This window comes from Vibrio sp. 1-1(7) (assembly GCF_013048485.1).
Taxonomy (GTDB): domain Bacteria; phylum Pseudomonadota; class Gammaproteobacteria; order Enterobacterales; family Vibrionaceae; genus Vibrio; species Vibrio fujianensis.
The window spans coordinates 536,313-555,095 of record NZ_VHSP01000002.1; the positions used below are offsets into that span (position 1 = coordinate 536,313).

Here is an 18,783-nt window from a genome sequence, read left to right on the forward strand (position 1 = left end):
ATAAAAGGATGGTATCTCTCTTCACTCGTCAAAAGGGAGGACAAATGTCCTCCCAAACAAGGGCGGGATCTCAAACAGACGCTAAAAAAGGCAATATATTTTTTGTTCATATTTTTCTATCAATACTTCTCAAGCCCGATAGCTTCGCAGATTAGGTAATATGTATCGTGGAAAAGACGGGTTCAATGAGTGACTTACTTTCAAGTACAGTATAATGCCACCTTTTATGCATTACACATCAGCCCAGTTTTGTTGCTGGGTTGATTCAGTTCTATTACCTTTACGCCTAGGGTCTGTTAACCAGAGACTAACTTATTCTGGCCTCTGGGATCTAAAGCGTTGTTCACCACGATAAGAGTGAATCATCTGTATCATCAGAAATTAGTGCTTCTCCTAATGGCACTCAGTGGCAATACATTGATTGGAAAGCCGTCACTCTTGGTTTGATCCTGCTTTAACTGCTACCTAGGTTGCAGGGTAACCTAATACACTTTAGTGGGGGCTTGAGCCGTATGCAGTGAAAGGTGCACGAGGAGGTCAGCACTTAGTAACAGGTGTTGCCTATCCGATCAAAGTTTGTTACATCTCTAGATTTTTCTATTATTACCTGCCATTTTTTTACGTTTTTTTTACGCGAACCCTGATTCCGTATCTGATAGAGTCGCGGTTAATATTTTCTTGCAAATGATTGATATGGCAATGAGTTGGCTACAGAAGCGTTATCTATTATCAGCCTCGGTATTTGTTCTTGCACTTGTTATCTCTTTAGGGCTTGATCAGTGGTTGGGCTCAACCATCGCGGTGTTGCTGATACTCCAGCTTTCTATCGTTGTGATTGCCCTCCAATGTCACTCACGAATAGCTTATGTGGCTGCGATTGCCGAAGCGGTCAGTTTCAATTTTCTCTTTACCACGCCTCGGTATTCGCTTCAGATGTTTCACTTGGATGACATCATCAATTTACTTGTTTTTATTGTGGTTGCCTTTACCACCAGTCAGCTCGCAGATCGATATCGACGCCAACAAAATGCGCTAGAACAAGTTCAACTGCGCCACCAAATTTTGCTCTCTGTATCCCATGATTTGAGAACCCCGCTCGCGGGGATTATCGGTAATCTCACCACCTTCAAAGAATATCAGACGCAACTGCAAGCCAAAGAAAAGAATGAACTGCTCGACAGTGCCATCAAAGAAAGTCACCGCTTACATCAATACATTGAGAACCTTTTGCAAGCGACGAAATTACAACACGGTGTGGTTCGTATCAAGAAGCAACAAGAATCCATAGTACATATTGTAAAAAGCGTTATTGGCCGTTTTTCTCCATCCACTACCAGTATTGAGGTTGTCGTCAATAAGGTGGTTTCATCGGTTGATGTCAGTCGAGCTTTGCTAGAGCAGGCGTTATTTAATGTCTTGGACAATGCGTTGCGCTATTCCCCCAAAGATAAACAGGTCAGTGTGACGATTTATCAGAGTCAGCAGAATGTGGTGATTGATGTCTACAACCAAGGCCAATCACTGCGACCCGATGAAGCAGAACGCATGTTCGAGCTGTTTTATTCAGGTAAGGGAAAAAGAAGTGATGACTCTGGCTCTGGCCTTGGATTGAGTGTGGCAAAAGGCGTGGTCTCAGCCCATCAAGGCCATATCGAATGTGTAGAAGTACAACAAGGTTGTTTGATTCGGATTTCGCTGCCAAGCAGTCAACAAGGAGAGCAGTAAGTGAACTACAAAATACTGGTGGTCGATGATGAGCCTCAAATCCAAACGTTTATGCGCATTTCTTTGGCGGCTGAAGGCTTTGATTACGTGGGAGCAGACTCGTTAGCGACGGCGAAAGTGCAATTTGAGCGTGTTCTGCCGCATGTGGTGGTGCTCGACTTAGGGTTGCCTGATGGCGATGGTATCGAGTTCCTATCGATGATCCGCCAATCCAGTAAAACACCCGTGCTCATCCTAACGGCACGCGATCAAGAAGAAGAGAAGATCCGCTTACTTGAAGCGGGCGCTAACGACTACCTCAGTAAGCCGTTTGGCATTAAAGAACTTATTGTACGGATTAAGGTACTGCTGCGAGATTTGGTCAGTGACCATTTTAGCGAGGATATCGTTACTTTTAGTGCGCTCAAGCTACAAAAAAGTACCCATCAATGTTGGCTGTACGATACCGAAGTCATTTTGACCAAAAAGGAGTTTGCGTTTCTTGAAATGCTCATGATTACACCAGGGCAACTTGTGAAGCAAACAGACTTGTTGAGAGAGGTGTGGGGCGAAAGTCATACCGACGATACCCATTATCTGCGCGTACTGGTTAGCCAATTACGTAAAAAACTCAACGACAGTGCAGACGAACAACAGCTCATTAAAACCGAATCAGGGATTGGCTACCGTTTAGTTTCAATGGAGCCACCTTGTGATTAACCTTAAGAACACCGTTCGACTCTTGGTTATGCCCATACTTTGGATGGGGATTGTGCAAGGTTCATTTGGCTTGTTATCGCTGTTTATATTTCAAGACCGTATATCCAGTAACTTTTTCTCTCCTTCGGCGGTAATGATGCTCACTGCCTTTTTGTTATCCGTTTTATTGCGAAAAAGTGAACTGCATAAAGTCACCTTCCGAGATGCGTTAATGTTTGCCAGTTTAACTTGGGTCTTGACAGGATTTTTAGGTGCATTACCGATCCATCTCGTTACAAAAGTCAGTATGACTGATGCAGTATTTGAGTCCATCAGTGGGTTAACCACCACGGGTGCCACCATCTTGGCTGGCTTGGACGATATGCCGAAATCTTTTCTCTTGTATCGTCAATTTCTTCAGTGGATGGGAGGGTTAGGCGTGGTGATTTTTGTCGTCGCGGTGTTGCCTATGCTTAATGTGGGTGGAATGCGGCTGCTTAAGGCCGAAACACCAGGCCCTATCAAGGATGATAAGTTATCACCACGTATTTCTAAATCTGCTCATTACCTTTGGGGTGTCTATTTGGCGATAACCGTTGCTTGTGCGTTGGCTTACTATCTTGCAGGGATGTCGGCCTACGATGCTATTGCGCACAGTTTTACCACGGTTTCAACAGGAGGGTTCTCGACCCATGACGCCAGTATGTGGCATTTTGAAAGCCACCTTATCCTTATATTATCCAACATTTTCATGATGTTGGGCGCGATCAGTTTTGGCCTTCATTTCCGAGTTTTTCGAGGTGGCTTTAAAGGGTTACGTCTGTATGCTTCCGATGAAGAGTCAAGAGTGTTTATTGTTACTGCGATTGCGCTCTCCTTTGTTTTGGGCTGGTATATTTTTAACCATTCTGCTTACGACGATTTTCTGACCTCACTCAGTTTTGCCATGTTCAGCGTCGTTTCATTTATGACCAGTACTGGGTTTGGGGCGGCGGATTTGGGCAGTTGGCCTGCGGCAAGCGCGTTCTTTTTAGTGTTTTGTGCTTATCTTGGTGGTTGCTCTGGCTCTACCGCAGGGGGCAATAAATTTGTGCGCGATATTATTACTTTTAAAGTTATTCGAAGAGAGATCCGCCAACTGACTTATCCTAGGGCGATATTACCGATCCGTTATCAAGGTCGTGTAGTGGCCTCTGATGTCACCAACTCAGTGATGGCTTTTATGTCTCTAGCAGCATTGACTACCGTGGTGTTTACCTTATTGATGATGGCAACGGGACTGGATTTTTGGTCGTCTTTTACCGCAGTGGTGGCGTGTATCAATGTGCTTGGCCCTGGTTTTGGCGTGGTAGCAAGCAATTTTCAACCTGTTTCTGATCCAGGCATCTGGATATTAAATCTGGCAATGATCCTTGGCCGACTGGAATACTTCACGGTGTTAGCCATGTTATTGCCCCACTTTTGGAAAAAATAGTAAAGGTATTGTCATGGCACATTTTACTGTCATTGGACTTGGGCGTTTTGGTATCGCAGCCAGTCTTGAACTGATCCATCTCGGACACACCGTGACGGGCGTTGATCGCGACCCCAAAATTGTTGAGAAATATGTCGAGGAGTTAACGCAAGCGATTATTTGTGACTCCACCGATGAAAATGCGCTGCGTGAATTAGATCTTGGCAACAGTGAAGCGGTATTGATCGCGATTGGGGAGGACATGCAGTCAAGTTTGCTTTGCACGTTGGCATTGAAAAATCTCGGTGTTAAAGAGATTTGGGTGAAGGCCAGTACCAAAGCACATCACACCATTGTATCGAAACTTGGCGTTCAACGTATTATCCATCCAGAAGAGGAAATGGGCGTGCGTGTCGCTCAGGCACTAAACTACCCGATGGTGAATAACTATTTGTCATTAGGTCATGGCTTGTATGTGGTGGAAGTTCATATTAAAGCGTCGCTACACGATACCCAAATTGGACAAATTCTTGGCGATACCAAAGGCAGTGTGCAAACGGTTCTCATCAAACGTGAACAAGACGTGCTCAATCAGATTGGTCATGATTTTGTCTTGAAAGCAAATGATATTATTCTGTTGTGCGGCACTCGGGCTGAGTTAAAATACCTCGCTCCAAGGTTGGTGTGACATGGTATTGTGGCATCCCTCGATCACGCCGATAGAGCGTAAACCCAAGTCAGGAAAAAAAATAGTGGGTGCGCCACCGTTGATTTTAAGTGGCAGCTTTTTACTGCTCATCCTGCTGGGTATGGCACTACTCAAATTGCCTATTGCGGTTCATGAGCCTATCACTTGGATACAGAGTTTGTTCACGGCAACCTCAGCCGTGACGGTGACAGGGCTAGTGGTGGTTGATACAGGCACACAGTTCACTTTATTTGGGCAAGTTGTCATCGCTTTACTGATTCAGTGTGGTGGACTCGGGCTCATGACCTTTGCCATTGTGACCTTAATTGCTTTGGGAGGGAAAATCGGCTTTTTAGAGCGTACCGTCGCAAGAGAAGCCTTCAATCAAACCGACTCCTCGATGTTGGTTGCAACCGCTAAATCCGTACTGATGTTTGCACTGACCGTCGAATTGGTTGGGGTGATGATACTAACTTGGTATTGGAGTGATGAACTTGGCTGGGCAACCAGTTTATTTCACGGTTTTTTCTATACCGTCAGTGCGTTTAATAATGCAGGGTTTGCCTTAAGTGCTGATAGCTTAATGCCTTATGTGGATGACCCCGTCGTTAACTTAACAATTACCGGGTTATTTATTATTGGTGGGTTAGGCTTTTCGGTTTGGATGGATTTAAAGCGAAACCGTCGCTGGTCAAAGCTGACGGTTTATAGCCGCATGATGATAATGGGAACCGTGCTTATCAATGCTGTGGCAGTGATCGCCATCTACCTAATCGAGCGTGATAACCCCAACACCTTAGCGCCACTCAGCGAACTCGGTAAGTGGCTGGCTTCTTGGTTTCAAGCGGTAACCCCCAGAACCGCAGGTTTTAATACGCTCGCGATTGACCAACTCGAAGATGCCACAACCACGATTATTTTGGTGCTGATGTTTATTGGGGGCGGCTCTTTGAGTACTGCAAGCGGCATCAAAGTCGTGACCTTTATGGTGTTGATATTATCGACTTACGCTTACTTACGTCGTGATGAGCAAATCCATGTGTTTAAACGTGAAATCGCGAAAGATACGATCAGCAAAGCTCTGGCACTGACGATGATTTCGGTTGTAGTAACGTGGTTAGCCATCTTTGCATTACTCTTGACGGAAAATGCCCCGATGATAGATGTCGTGTTTGAAGCGGTTTCTGCATTGGGTACTGTGGGATTATCTCGTGGCTTAACAGGTCAGCTCTCTGCATCGGGCGAGCTTATTATCATCTTTATGATGTATATGGGTAGATTGGGGCCATTAACCTTGGCGTACTTTTTAGCCAGCCCACGTCAGAAAAAACTCCGTTTTGCGGAGACAAAATTAGCTATTGGATGAGTTTTTAAGACTAGAACAAGGAAATGTGCACGTGTTTCACGACTAAGGTAATCTAGTTAACCGCAATGCGCATTAATGACCATCACTGCTAGCGTCTTTTATTCGATGTTTTTTGTTAAACTCAATTGTGAAGTGAATAAGGCAGGTCTTTTAAACGCCGAAACCCCGATGTTGGTAGCATCGGGGTTTCTAATTTTTTAGATTTGTCGGTTGGTAAAGCCGGAAAATCTTAATTATGCAAAAGGTTGGATTATATCCGATGAATTCCTTGGTAGGGAATTAGATGCGGATGAAGTCCATGTGCTCAACTTTTGGCTTGAACACGTGACGTTGAACGTCTTGAGGTTTAACTTTAACTTCTGTGCCATCAATAACAAGCGTGATGCCTTCGTAGAATTCAGGCTTGTCCATTTGGTTAATGATGTCAGCGTGTTTTAGAGCGATAGCAACTGGTGCAGCTTCGCCACCATAAACGATAGCAGGGAATTGATCAGCATGACGTAGGCGGCGGCTCGCACCTTTACCTAGTTCAGTACGTACTACTGCATTGAATTTCATAGTATTTACTCTCAAAATTAGTAAAAATAAAAGTTACAGCCACAATGCGACCTTGTGCTGTAGTGTTGCTTTGAAAACCACGAACAAACGTGATTATCAAAACGAGCGCGGATACTAGCATTCAATTGGCTTGCGGGCAATAAAAATCCGCGCAAGGGAACGGTTGCCAATGATTCAAGTGGCCAAAAGCGGGATAAGCATCGTATATGATCCTCTACCCATCTTTCTTTGGTGTTATGCGGCTTGGATCGCTGGTTAGTTCATCTTCAAAAATTTTATCTCGCAAACGCCAAAAACGACCTTCTTTGCGAGTGATAACAAATTTGGGGGGCCGGAAGCGATGTTGATTCTCAACGACTTTATTGGGAGAGGCGGCTGTAAAAGGTCGGTGTTTATCAGCTAGGTGAGGACGCACGAAACGTTGCTTAAATATGGTTTTTTGTTTGACGCTGGTTAATGACCAAAATTCATGTACTAAGGCATTATTTTCTCCCTGATAAGTAACTTTCAGGGAGTTTTTGCCTTGGTTGTCTTTATGAACCGAGAGATCCATCGACAAGCATTCAAAGACTAAGGCATCTTTTAAATTGAGCGCTTCTTTTAACTTTTTATCTGGGTCGACCAGGGTTGCATCACATGCATGACAAATTCGCGCAGCAATATCATTATCCGCACCACATTCTGAACAGTATTTGGCACGGAAACGGTAGCCGCAATGCTCGCGTTCTCCCGTTTCTTTGTTTGCAAAATAGCCTTGGCAGCGACGCCCATAATGCTCAATCAGGAAGCCATTTTCATCTAATTTACCCCAAAAGTTGTTATTAAAGCCGCAAGCAGGGCAGGGGATGGTAATAATTTCGCTGCTGGAGTCGGGTTTAGGATCTCCCACTTCTGGTTGGTATAAATCGTAGCTATTTCCTGCGTAATCTAAAATCAGACATTCTGTTTTACCTGGTGATAGCCTTAAACCCCGACCAATAATTTGTTGATATAAACTGACCGATTCAGTGGGGCGCAAGATGGCGATAAGATCGACATGTGGAGCATCGAATCCTGTTGTGAGTACAGAGACGTTGACTAAAAAACGGATCTCTCGCTGTTTAAATTGTTGAATAATGATGTCTCGCTCATGTGATGGAGTATCACCAATCACAATTGCTGCCTGCTCAGGTGGTAATAAGCCGAGAATTTCTTGAGCGTGGCGCACCGTTGCAGCAAAGATCATGACTCCTTGTTTGTTTTTTGCGAGGTTAATAATTTGGTGCACAATTTGTGGTGTGGCACGTTTGGACTGTTCAATCACGAGGTCGAGTTCAGATTCCTTATAGCGCCCCGTGCTGGCCGGCTTGACTTGTGAAAAATCATAACTGAGCACCGGAGCATCAATCAATTTTGCGGGAGTTAAAAAGCCTTCATCAAGTAAGTAATGAATAGGTAATTCAAAAATACAATCTTGAAAAAAACGGGGCTCTTCGCTGCGTATTAGTCCCCGAGTGTGGTATTGATAAATCCACCCCATGCCTAATCGATAAGGGGTGGCGGTTAAGCCAAGTACTTTCATCCTGGGATTTAAGGATGAGAGGTGTGCAATAACTTTTTGATAACTGCTATTCTTAGCATCTGGAACTCGGTGACATTCATCAATTACTAAGAGTGAAAATTGAGCGGTGAAATCGGTTAAGTTACGTGCTACCGATTGAATCGAGGCGAAAACAACCGAATGATCGGTGTCTTTTCGCCCTAATCCTGCCGAATAAATTCCTCCGGTAAGCCCATAACCTTCATATTTGGCGTGGTTCTGCTCAACCAATTCTTTAACATGAGCTAGTACTAAAACGCGTCCTTTTGCTAAGCGAGCAAGCTCTGCAATAACCAGGCTTTTACCTGCTCCGGTTGGTAAGACGATAACCGCGGGAGTTGAATGTTGACGAAAATAGTGAATCACCGCTTTGACAGCATCGGCTTGGTAAGGGCGTAATGTATACATAAATAACGAAAGATTAATTGTGTGAAATAGTTCAACTATTTTTAGTAAGGCTTGTATAATACCTGACTTAGAACAGATGAGGTATTCATGCGTTTAGATAAATTCCTGTGTGATGCACTCGGCACCACACGTAAAGAATCGACTAGCCTATTGAAAAGTGGTGAAGTCACCGTCGATGACATCGTACAAAAAAGTGGATCCTTTAAGGTCAAGAGCGATGCTTGTGTGGAATGGCAAGGCCGTTCTATTTGTTTAACCGGGCCTCGTTATATCATGTTATATAAACCTCAAGGATATGTTTGTTCGCATGAAGATAGCTTTAATCAAACGGCTTTTGTTTTGCTTGATGAAGCGAACCTACGTGATTTACATTTTGCGGGGCGCTTAGACGCAGATACAACGGGATTAGTATTAATTACCGATGATGGGCAATGGTCACATCGTATTACCTCACCTAAACATCATTGTGAAAAAACCTATCGAGTCTGGCTTGCCGACCCGGTTGAGCCCGATTACGCTGAGCAGTTTGCTCTTGGTCTTGAGCTGCGCAATGAGCGCGAATTAACACGTCCCGCTCAATTAGAGATTATCGATCAAACACAAGTCTTACTCACGATTCATGAGGGAAAATATCACCAAGTGAAGCGGATGTTCGCCGCGCTTGGCAATAAGGTGATTGGCTTACATCGTGAACGGGTTGGCGACATTATACTGGATGACAAGTTAGAGCCGGGTGAATACCGTCGGTTGACAGAACAAGAAATTGCCTCCGTGTGGAAATAGGCTCTAATCATATTAGATTCAACTGCTTATCGTTTACCTACAACGTAAAATAGTTTTGGGTATACCGTTTAATTATTATCACTATTCTGGAAAGTTATGACTAAAGATGCGTCTCCTCCGCCTAATGCGGCAAATATTGGCTTTTTATTATTTGTGGTGCTTGGGGCGATAGGAGCATTAACTCCGTTAGCCATTGATATGTATTTGCCTGCTATGCCGTCGATCGCTAAAGATCTCGGAACTAGCGCGGGGGCGGTGCAAATTACCTTGACCGCTTATACCGCAGGGTTTGCAATTGGACAGTTATTGCATGGGCCGCTAGCAGATAGTTATGGACGACGGCCTGTGATGTTGGTTGGCGTCTTTTTATTTGCGGTTGCCTCTGTCGTCAGTGCCACCATTCAAGGTATTGAAGCACTAACCTATATTCGAGCCGCGCAAGGGTTTGCTGGTGCGGCAGCGGCGGTTATCATCCAAGCGGTCGTCCGGGATATGTTTGATCGTGAAGATTTTGCTCGAGCCATGTCTTTCGTTACTTTGGTGGTGACATTAGCACCATTGGTTGCGCCAATGATTGGCGGACACCTTGCAATTTGGTTTGGTTGGCGATCTATTTTTTGGGTCTTGGCGATTTTTGCAATGATCGTGATGGCGATGGTGACATGGATGATCCCAGAAACCTTAGTGGTTGAGAACCGTCAACCGTTACGGTTGGGAAATACCTTACGGAATTATTTTCAACTTTGTCGCAGTGGTCAGGCGATGGGGCTTATCTTTGCTGGAGCATTCTCTTTTGCCGGTATGTTTGCCTTTTTAACGGCAGGGTCATTTGTCTATATTGATTTATATGGCGTTACACCGAATGAATTTGGTTATCTGTTTGGGCTTAATATTATCGCGATGATCGCCATGACCAGCTTGAATGGTCGAATTGTGAAAAAAGTCGGTTCTCATGCCATGTTACGGTTTGGGCTATTTATCCAACTTATGGCCGGTTGTGGCTTGTTAATCGGTTGGTTGTTGGATTGGGGGCTGTGGGGAACGGTGCCTTTTGTTGTGCTGTTTGTCGGTACCATTTCTACTATCGGTAGTAATACTATGGGGTTATTGCTTAGCGGTTATCCACGAATGGCAGGTACGGCTTCTTCATTGGCTGGCACATTACGTTTTGGTACTGGCTCGGTAATTGGAGCCATTGTGGCCGCGATGCCAAGCGGTGTTGCGTGGCCGATGATTTTTATGATGGCGGCATGCTCTGTGTTGTCGGCTGGTTTTTATTGGATATTCGGAAGAAACGCATAATGTCGAGTTATCATTTAGAAATTCAACATGTAGTGAATAGTGCGCTGCAAGAATTAGCGCAAGAACATGCTTCGGGGAAATTGGTCGATGCACCAGTAGCGAATAACCATTTTTTAGTACATTGGGTATCTAAATCATTAAAAAATCAACGTTTTCATCGTTGTGTGGGCAATGATTTAACCACTTGGCAAAAAGCGGGTCGCTCCAAGGGGAATCAAGCGGGGCTATTACCGCTGTTTCAGCGCATTGCGGCTTATTACCAACACTTTTTTCATGATCAAGCGGATAATACGCTGACAGATAAAAAGATTGAATCTTTTCTGGATCAAATGGAGCAAGCGGGGTGGGAAGTGTCAACCTCTGAACCTCTGGTTGATTGTGGTCGGGTACAGCTCTTTACCGATGGACAAAATTCTTTAGCGCTGTGTGCCACACAATGTGAATCTTGCTTTGAGGGTGAACGTTTGGTGAAACCTATGAGTTGGTTTGTCCGGGGGCATCATGCTGAGTTTATCGAACAAGCGTTTGCCGCAGGGTTTATGCTGCATAAACGGACTGACTATAAATCGAATGTAAAATATCATGGCGAGTATCTGATCTTTCCTGATAACCAAGGTAATCAACTGGCAGAAATTCCATTATCTTTCCAAGCCTCGCCTCGCTGATCTTAAATGAAGATTTATTGTAATTGCTTTAAGCATTAGCTTTTTGTTTTGCTTTTCGTACGATGGCCCGTACCATGCCTTTGAAAATAAATAAATGGGCGGGCATCATCACAAACCAATAAAGAAGTCCAAGAAACCCTTGCGGATGCCACCAAGCGGTGACGGTCAATGTGCGTTTACCTTCTTGTTCTTTTATCATAAATTCAAGTCGGCCAAGTCCGGGCCCTTTCATACCAAACAGTAAAGATAAAAATTGGCCGGGATCACACCGGATCACTTTCCAAGAATCAATAAAATCGCCAATTTGTAACTCTGGCCCTTGTGGACGACGGCGAATTGGACGACTGGCACCGAATAAGACATCTAACCATTCTCGGGTACGCCATAAGGTATTGGCAAAAAAATACCCTTGCTGATCACTACCAATGGTTTTTATAACATGCCAAAGTTGTGCTCTGGTTGCTTCTGTCGTGATTGTGGCTCCGGTTTTTTTAGCATAGAACCCAAAACCGGGCTGCCAACGTTGCATTGCACCGGGATCAAACCCCCATACATTGCTGCGAATAAACTGACCTTCTTGCTCAATGGTGTTTTGTACGGCTTGATAGTATGAGATCAGTGGCTGAGGATAGCGCTGATGAAGTTCATCAGCCTTAGCAATATAGTCATGCGCTAATCCATCGAGTAGTGCGCGCCCAATACTAGAGGGGACTGAAGTTACCAGCCCAAGCCAATAAGACGCCATACGTGGTGTGAGTAAGCGGGTAGACCAGAGTCGAAATGGTTTACCCGCTAACTGACAAATAATATCAAATTGCTCTCGATAACTAAGAATATCGGGGCCACCCGCTTCGAATTGTTGGTGGGCTTGAGGTGTTTCTTTAGCCAAATTGAGTAAATAGTTGTTGAGGTTATCCAGTGCAATTGGATTCGCTTTGGAATCGACCCATTTGGGGGTAATTAAAATGGGCAAGTTATAGACAAAATCTCGCATGATCTCAAAAGCGGCTGAACCTGGGCCAATAATAACTCCGGCGCGTAGTTCAGTGATTGGAACGCGGCTTTGGCGTAGAATGTCTCCAGTTTTCTGTCTTGCCAATAAATGTTCCGAATGTCCGACAATCGGCTGCAAGGCGCTGAGATAAATCACATGTTGAACTTGGCTTTGATCTAGCGCTAGGCGAACATTCTCGGCAAGTGACAGTTCATAATCAACAAAATCTCCTCCTTGTGCCATGCCATGAACCAGAAAATAGACTAAATCAAAATCGTTAATCAATTGTATGGTCTGATCTCGCTCCGCAAGATCAAGATGCGTGATGGTCAATTGAGGATGGGCAGGAATACGATCGGATAATTCTTCTACCTGTCGAGCGGTAGCGGTGACGGTGTAACCTTCGTTCAGCAATAGAGGAAGCAATTGTGAGCCGACATAACCCGAAGCACCTAACACTAATACCTTTTTCATCTTTATTCCTTCATATGGACTAGTTTGAATTTATATCGATGCGTATAATTCACGGGTTAATAAATGGTATACCCAGTTGTATATTCGCTTTTGAATCGGCAATCGTTTTGCCGATGAACAGTGGCGAGAATACTCATCATATCAAACTCTCACGACAGAGGTGATCCGTTGTCTGCTATTTCTCAAGTTATATACTACACCAAAGGGGATTTTCTGCGTCGCTTGATCGCTATTGCTTTACCGATCAGTTTACAAAGTATCATGTTTTCGAGCCGGGGGTTAGTCGATGTACTGATGCTCGGTCAACTGGGTGAGGCAGAAATTGCAGCCGTCGGTGTCGCCGCAAGAGCGACTTTTGTAACAACCATTATGCTAGTGGGGGTGACAACTGGAGGGGCATTATTAACCGCTCAGTATTGGGGGGCCGCCAATCATCAAGGGGTACGAGAGAGTACCGCTCTGACTTGGTTGATTTCCACCTTCTTTGCCCTATTTACTGTCGCACTTTTTTTATTGTTTCCTAGCCAAATCATGGGATTAACCACAGATTCGCTGCAAGTCAATGCACTGGGTAGCCAATATCTTGTTATTACCTCACTAAGTATGCTGGCCGTTGCTTGTGTCAGCAGTATGGCGGTAGGGCTGCGTGCGATGCACAAACCAGGAGTGAGTACCTTTTTCAGTGGTATTGGTATTGTCGCTAACGTGATGCTTAACTGGGTGCTAATTTTTGGCAAATTGGGCTTCCCCGCTTTGGGTATTGAAGGTGCCGCCATCGCGACCGTATTAAGTGGTGCTATAGAGGTTGGGTGTTTATATGGCTATCTTTATCGCAAGAAGCATCTACTTGCTTTTGGATGGAATGATATTAAAGCGGTAATGGTGTGGAAACCGATTGCCCGTTTTTTGCGACTCTCTTTGCCCACGACGTTTAACTTTTTGACGTGGGCTGGTGGTCTATTTGTTTACCATGCCATTATGGGACAAAGTGGTGTCCAAGGTTTAGCCGCCTTGTCTGTCATGACGCCAGTAGAATCGATTTCACTGAGCTTGCTGATTGGTATGTCGAATGCTGCTGCTGTGTTGGTGGGTAACCAACTGGGGGCAAAGCAATATGATGCGGTGTATTACCAAGCAATCGGAGTAACTATTTTAAGTTTTATCGCTGGTATCGTGGTTGCTATCGCGCTCTTTATAATTCAAATTCCAATTTTAAATGCATTCAGCGCTCTGACCGAAGAAACGCGTCAGTTGGCCGAAAAATTTATCATGATTTTGAGTGTAGGGATTGTGCTACGTTCTGTACCAATGACAGTGATTGTCGGGGTATTACGAGCCGGGGGCGATGTGAAATTTTGTTTTGCGCAAGATGTATGTGCTCAGTGGTTGATCGGTATCCCACTCACGGCACTGTCTGCTATTTATTTCAATCTCGCTCCTGAGTGGATATATTTGCTGTTTTTACTTGAAGAGCTGATTAAATGGGGTGGATCAATGTGGCGAATGTTTAGTAAAAAATGGATGCGTAATTTGATTGAAAATTAGGCTGAGGTTGTCATTTTGATGCAATTTGATTCATATTTTGTGATCTGGCGTCCAAAAAACTTTCTACCTGAAAGGATTTAGTGTAGATTCTCAGTCCTATTTTGAGCAATGGTGAGTGATTTAATGTTACAACTGATAGACTTGTGCAAAGGTTATGTGGATGGTGATGAGTTCCACCCTGTGTTACAAGGTGCAGAGTTAACGTTAAATCGAGGCGACCAGCTGGCGTTGATGGGGGAAAGCGGATCAGGAAAAAGCACGTTACTGAATTTGATCGCTGGGCTTGATAGTGCTGACTCTGGTGAAATCTGGTTTCCTGGTTTTGCCATGCATCGTACCTCTGAACATAAGCGAACCGCTTTTCGTCGCAATAATATCGGCCACATTTTTCAACAGTTTAATTTGTTACCAACCCTCAATATTGCCGATAACATCCGTTTTTGTCGCCAACTGAAAGGGCTTGCGGAAGATCAAGGCTTACTGCGACAAATTCTTTCATCATTAGATTTAATGCCGTTGCTAGGGCGCTACCCGGAAGAGGTTTCGGGTGGTCAGCAACAACGTGCTGCCATTGCTCGAGCCTTGTACATGCAACCGACGCTTTTGTTGGCTGATGAACCGACAGGAAGTTTAGATGAACGTAATGCAGAAGCGGTGATGCGTTTGTTGACCAGCTTAACTCGTCAGCTTGATTGTACTTTATTACTGGTTACCCATAGTGAAAAAGTGGCTCAGCATATGCGTGGGTGTATCCGCCTACAAGGGGGGCAGCTTCATGTTATGGCCCGTAGTTAAAGCGCTACTTGGGCACTATCGGCGTTACCCTCTGCAAATTTTTTTGGTTTGGCTCGGTTTAACACTCAGTGTCTCTTTGTTGGTGGGTGTGACTGCGATTAACCAACACGCGCAGCAGAGTTATCAGCACGGTGAAAAACTTTTCTCTAATCCTTTACCTTATCGCATTCGCCCTAAACATATAGCCAATAAAATCCCACAAGGTTTTTATGTCCAGTTGCGCCGCGAAGGTTTTCAGCAATGTGTCCCTTTCGACAATTATCGTTTAACCACTCAAAATGGAATTGACATTACTTTACTCGGAATTGATACCGTAGCGATGTTACCGATTAATAGTGATCGTCCATTGCCTGAAATGGTCACGCTTTCTTTAATGAGGGCCCCTTATCCAGTGCTTGTCAGCCAAGAGTTTGCAGCTTTACAACAGTGGCAAGATGGCGATTTTATTTTGTTAGAGGAAGGGAGTGCGTTAGGCCCGATATTGGTTGACCGCTATCATTTGCTCAATGGGACTCGGGTGATCGCTGATCTTTCCTTGGTGAGAACATTACGTAAGAGTGCTGGGCTTTCTGTGATTAGTTGTGGAGAGATGCCAAGTCGTAAGTTGGAAAAATTAAAGCAAAGTTTGCCCAATGGCATGGTCTTGGTCAGGACATCTCGCTCAGATCTGGAATCATTAACGCAAGCGTTCCATATGAACTTGACTGCATTAGGAATGCTATCTTTTCTGGTGGGGATGTTCATTTTTTATCAGGCGATGTCACTTTCGCTGATCCAGCGGCAGCCTTTGGTTGGGATTTTACGACAAACCGGGGTCTCTGGTTGGCAGCTAGCGCAAGCTTTATCAATAGAACTCATTGGGTTGATCCTATTTAGTTGGCTATGTGGCAACGTTTTAGGCTTATTGCTCGCTAATCAGTTACTGCCATCGGTTTCGGCGAGCTTAAGTAATTTATATGATGCACATGTCGGGCTTTCTATTAATTGGCGTTGGGAATGGGGCAGTTACAGCTTATTGATGGCGATGATTGCTGCCTTAATTTCGTGTGCCTGGCCTTTAATTCGTTTACTCATGTCTCAACCGATTCGATTAACCACGCGTTTATCATTAGCACGTTTTGCGGGGGTAGAATTTACCTTACAGGCTATAGTGGCTTGTGCGTTGGGGGTCGCTGCTATTGCCGTATATCAAGCTCCTAAAAGTCAAACATCGGGTTTTGTTATCATCGGATTAATGTTGCTGGGTGCAGCATTGATCACGCCTTATTTAATTTGGAAGCTTTTTATCAGTTTTTCTTATACGTTACGTTGGGTTAAAGTTCGTTGGTTTTTTGCTGATGCTGCGGCCAGTATGAGCTATCGCGGTGTGGCGACGATGGCTTTTATGTTGGCCATGACAGCTAATATTGGTGTGGAAACTATGATTGGTAGTTTCAGACACACCACGGATACTTGGTTAACTCAACGTTTAGCGGCGGATCTTTATCTTTATCCGACCAATAGCTCGGCAGCAAAAATCACCCAGTGGTTAAATCAACAACCTGAAGTCCAAGCGGTGTGGCATCGCTGGGAAAAAGATATCATGAGCGATAAGGGAACGATTCAGGTTGTCAGTACTGGCTCTTCAGAAGGTGAGCTAGCGTCGTTAACCGTAAAATTAGCTATTCCCAATTATTGGTATCACTTGCATCACTCTCGTAGTGTGATGATCAGTGAGTCGATGGCATTACGATTAGGGATCCGGCCGGGTGATTATTTAGATCTTTCATTGCCATTAGGTCAAAGCTGGCTCGTGGTGGGGGTTTATTATGATTATGGTAATCCTTACCATCAGGTGTTGATGTCTCATCATAATTGGATAGAGGGCTTATCAACCAGCGGTAACGTTTCGTTAGGGGTCACACTCAAAGATAAATATAAAGATACCGAGCACTTGCTTGAGCGATTAAATACGATGTTTAAACTCGATTCTGAACGAATGTTTGATAACCATCGTTTACATAAACAAGCGATGCGTGTATTTGATCGAACATTCGCGATTGCTGATAGTTTAGGTAATATTACCCTGTTTATTGCAATATGTGGCATTTTCTTTGCTACGTTAGCAGGGGAGGTTTCGCGTCAGCGGCATATTTCTTTATTACGATGTCTTGGTGTTTCCGGTAAAGAATTAGTGATTATTGGCGCTTTGCAACTGTTTGTGTTTGGTCTCATTTCTTTATTGATCGCCTTACCGTTAGGGTTAGCGTTGGCAAAGTTAATGGTGGATATTGTGATTCGCGAGGCTTTTGGTTGGACGCTTGAACTACAAATGGTGCCTTCGGCTTATACAAAAACCATTGTACTTTCTATGTCGGCTTTGATTGTCTCCGGAGCGTTGCCAATTATTCGTTTGGTACGTCAAACCGCAATGAAATCATTGAGAGATGCGGTATGAAGATGACAAAAATTGGCAGAGTGTTATTAATAGCGACATTGGGCTGCACGGTGTTAGCTGTGCTTATATACCGCCTTTATCCAATCTTAAATCCGCTTGAGCCATTGCTAGATGGTCAATCTAATCGACTACTTTTATCGAATCAAGATCAACGTTTTGCGCTCGTCTCGCCAGAGAAACCTGTACGTTTACCGCATGATTTTTCCATTCACCCTGAATATCAGCATGAATGGTGGCATGTCTTTGCCAATGTCCGTGATGAACAAGGCCAAGAGTATGGTGTGCAATGGAATTATTTTCGAGTGGCGAATGATAATCGGCAAGAGAGTGGCTGGCAAAATTCACAACTATTTTTGTCACACGTGGTTATTTCAAATGCACATCAAGTATGGAAAGAACAAAGGATTGCTCGTGGTGGAATCGGGCAAGCCGATATGATTCAGTCGCCTTTTCGCTTATGGATTGATAACTGGCGCTGGCGCTCTCTAGGATCTAGCCCATTGCCGAGTCAGTTAATGATCGAAACAGATACTTTTGGTGTCTCATTGCAGATGGTGGCAAATGGGCCTTATATTTTGCCCGGACAGCATGGTTATCAGCGTCGAGGGGCCAAGGATGCGATGGCATCTTACTCAATTTATGCGCCATTTATCTCGGTTAATGGATTGCTACAATTGAGTCCTGAGATGAATGCTATTCCTGTGGAAGGGGAAGCCTGGGTAAGTAAAGAGTGGGGCAGTGGATTATTAGGAGAAGAGCAATTAGGTTGGGATTGGTTTGTACTCCATCTTGATAATCATAAGATCTTAACCGTGTATCGTCACCGATATCGGAATAAAGCGCCTTATTTATATGGAACGTTAGCAACACGACAGGGAAATACGTTAGTATTATCTGCTCAAGATATTGATATTTCACCGCTCGCTACCACGACCCTCACGGAGACGAAAATATTACCACTCCAGTGGGAAATTTCGGTGCCAAGCCAAAATATCCACCTCACTACTCAGGCGTTGAACCCAAATTTGTGGCTTTCTTTTGCTTTGCCCTATTGGGAAGGCCCGATTAAAGCTAGTGGCTCTCATCAAGCGCGTGGTTTTATGCAATTAACCGGTTATTAGGGCCAACTGACTCTAGTACTCTCGCTCGTTTTGATGAGTTTCTTCTCCACCTTATTAATTTCTTGGTTACAGATTCACTCAGCTATTGTTATTAAACTTATCTTCTTCCTATTTGAAGCTGCAAGGGGGCTACGTTCGTTGACCTTAATCACATCGCCTGTCTATGCTCATGCAGATTATGAGAGCCATCCGTAACTCTCACCAAAGGTTAG

15 protein-coding genes are annotated in these 18,783 nt (G+C 44.3%); 12 read left to right on the forward strand and 3 right to left on the reverse strand.

Features of this window, described 5'->3' with window-relative positions:
* The first annotated feature begins 699 nt into the window (after positions 1 to 699).
* The 5 genes from FKN05_RS10370 to FKN05_RS10390 are packed head-to-tail and all read left to right on the forward strand — an operon-like array spanning position 700 to position 5,910.
* The gene (locus FKN05_RS10370) at positions 700 to 1,725 is read left to right on the forward strand and encodes a sensor histidine kinase (RefSeq protein WP_099611337.1); all 1,026 of its coding nucleotides are present in this window, start codon (positions 700 to 702) and stop codon (positions 1,723 to 1,725) included.
* The gene (locus FKN05_RS10375; RefSeq protein WP_099611149.1) at positions 1,726 to 2,424 is read left to right on the forward strand and encodes a response regulator transcription factor; all 699 of its coding nucleotides are present in this window, start codon (positions 1,726 to 1,728) and stop codon (positions 2,422 to 2,424) included. It begins immediately after the preceding gene.
* Positions 2,417 to 3,877: a potassium transporter TrkG gene (locus tag FKN05_RS10380; RefSeq protein WP_170887453.1), complete on the forward strand. Its 1,461-nt coding sequence runs from the start codon at positions 2,417 to 2,419 to the stop codon at positions 3,875 to 3,877. The genes FKN05_RS10375 and FKN05_RS10380 overlap by 8 nt, the downstream gene beginning before the upstream one ends.
* 13 nt (positions 3,878 to 3,890) lie before the next feature.
* On the forward strand, positions 3,891 to 4,544 hold the full coding sequence (locus tag FKN05_RS10385) for a potassium channel family protein (RefSeq protein ID WP_161427080.1): 654 nt from the start codon (positions 3,891 to 3,893) through the stop codon (positions 4,542 to 4,544).
* Between the two features lies 1 nt (position 4,545).
* Complete coding sequence (locus tag FKN05_RS10390; RefSeq protein ID WP_170887454.1) at positions 4,546 to 5,910, forward strand: TrkH family potassium uptake protein; 1,365 nt, start codon at positions 4,546 to 4,548, stop codon at positions 5,908 to 5,910.
* A gap of 279 nt (positions 5,911 to 6,189) precedes the next feature.
* Here FKN05_RS10390 and rplY read toward each other — a convergent pair whose 3' ends face one another.
* Both rplY and radD read right to left on the reverse strand, forming a co-directional pair.
* Positions 6,190 to 6,468: a 50S ribosomal protein L25 gene (gene rplY, locus FKN05_RS10395; protein ID WP_099611153.1), complete on the reverse strand. Its 279-nt coding sequence runs from the start codon at positions 6,466 to 6,468 to the stop codon at positions 6,190 to 6,192.
* A 214-nt stretch (positions 6,469 to 6,682) separates the two neighbouring features.
* Positions 6,683 to 8,455 (reverse strand): DNA repair helicase RadD, encoded by a 1,773-nt coding sequence (gene radD / locus FKN05_RS10400; protein ID WP_170887455.1) that lies wholly within the window; start codon positions 8,453 to 8,455, stop codon positions 6,683 to 6,685.
* A gap of 87 nt (positions 8,456 to 8,542) precedes the next feature.
* Between radD and rsuA the strand changes: the two genes are divergently transcribed.
* The 3 genes from rsuA (at position 8,543) to FKN05_RS10415 (ending at position 11,205) form a co-directional block, all read left to right on the forward strand.
* Positions 8,543 to 9,238 (forward strand): 16S rRNA pseudouridine(516) synthase RsuA, encoded by a 696-nt coding sequence (gene rsuA, locus FKN05_RS10405; protein ID WP_099611155.1) that lies wholly within the window; start codon positions 8,543 to 8,545, stop codon positions 9,236 to 9,238.
* A 96-nt stretch (positions 9,239 to 9,334) separates the two neighbouring features.
* Entirely contained in the window at positions 9,335 to 10,540 is a 1,206-nt protein-coding gene (locus FKN05_RS10410; RefSeq protein WP_170887456.1) for a Bcr/CflA family multidrug efflux MFS transporter, read from the forward strand.
* The gene (locus tag FKN05_RS10415; RefSeq protein WP_099611156.1) at positions 10,540 to 11,205 is read left to right on the forward strand and encodes a DUF2913 family protein; all 666 of its coding nucleotides are present in this window, start codon (positions 10,540 to 10,542) and stop codon (positions 11,203 to 11,205) included. The genes FKN05_RS10410 and FKN05_RS10415 overlap by 1 nt, the downstream gene beginning before the upstream one ends.
* A 28-nt stretch (positions 11,206 to 11,233) precedes the next feature.
* Here the strand turns inward: FKN05_RS10415 and FKN05_RS10420 are convergent, their stop codons facing one another.
* Positions 11,234 to 12,673, reverse strand: a complete 1,440-nt coding sequence (locus FKN05_RS10420; protein WP_170887457.1) for a DUF2867 domain-containing protein — start codon at positions 12,671 to 12,673, stop codon at positions 11,234 to 11,236.
* A gap of 168 nt (positions 12,674 to 12,841) precedes the next feature.
* Here FKN05_RS10420 and FKN05_RS10425 point away from each other — a divergent pair, with 168 nt between their 5' ends.
* The 4 genes from FKN05_RS10425 (at position 12,842) to FKN05_RS10440 (ending at position 18,571) form a co-directional block, all read left to right on the forward strand.
* A complete protein-coding gene (locus FKN05_RS10425; protein WP_170887458.1) occupies positions 12,842 to 14,218 on the forward strand; it encodes an MATE family efflux transporter in 1,377 nt (458 codons plus the stop codon).
* Positions 14,219 to 14,341: 123 nt separating this feature from the next.
* Entirely contained in the window at positions 14,342 to 15,013 is a 672-nt protein-coding gene (locus tag FKN05_RS10430) for an ABC transporter ATP-binding protein (protein WP_099611338.1), read from the forward strand.
* Positions 14,994 to 17,450: an ABC transporter permease gene (locus FKN05_RS10435; RefSeq protein WP_170887459.1), complete on the forward strand. Its 2,457-nt coding sequence runs from the start codon at positions 14,994 to 14,996 to the stop codon at positions 17,448 to 17,450. The genes FKN05_RS10430 and FKN05_RS10435 overlap by 20 nt, the downstream gene beginning before the upstream one ends.
* Positions 17,447 to 18,571, forward strand: a complete 1,125-nt coding sequence (locus FKN05_RS10440) for a lipocalin-like domain-containing protein (protein WP_524540898.1) — start codon at positions 17,447 to 17,449, stop codon at positions 18,569 to 18,571. The genes FKN05_RS10435 and FKN05_RS10440 overlap by 4 nt, the downstream gene beginning before the upstream one ends.
* Positions 18,572 to 18,783: the final 212 nt, after the last annotated feature.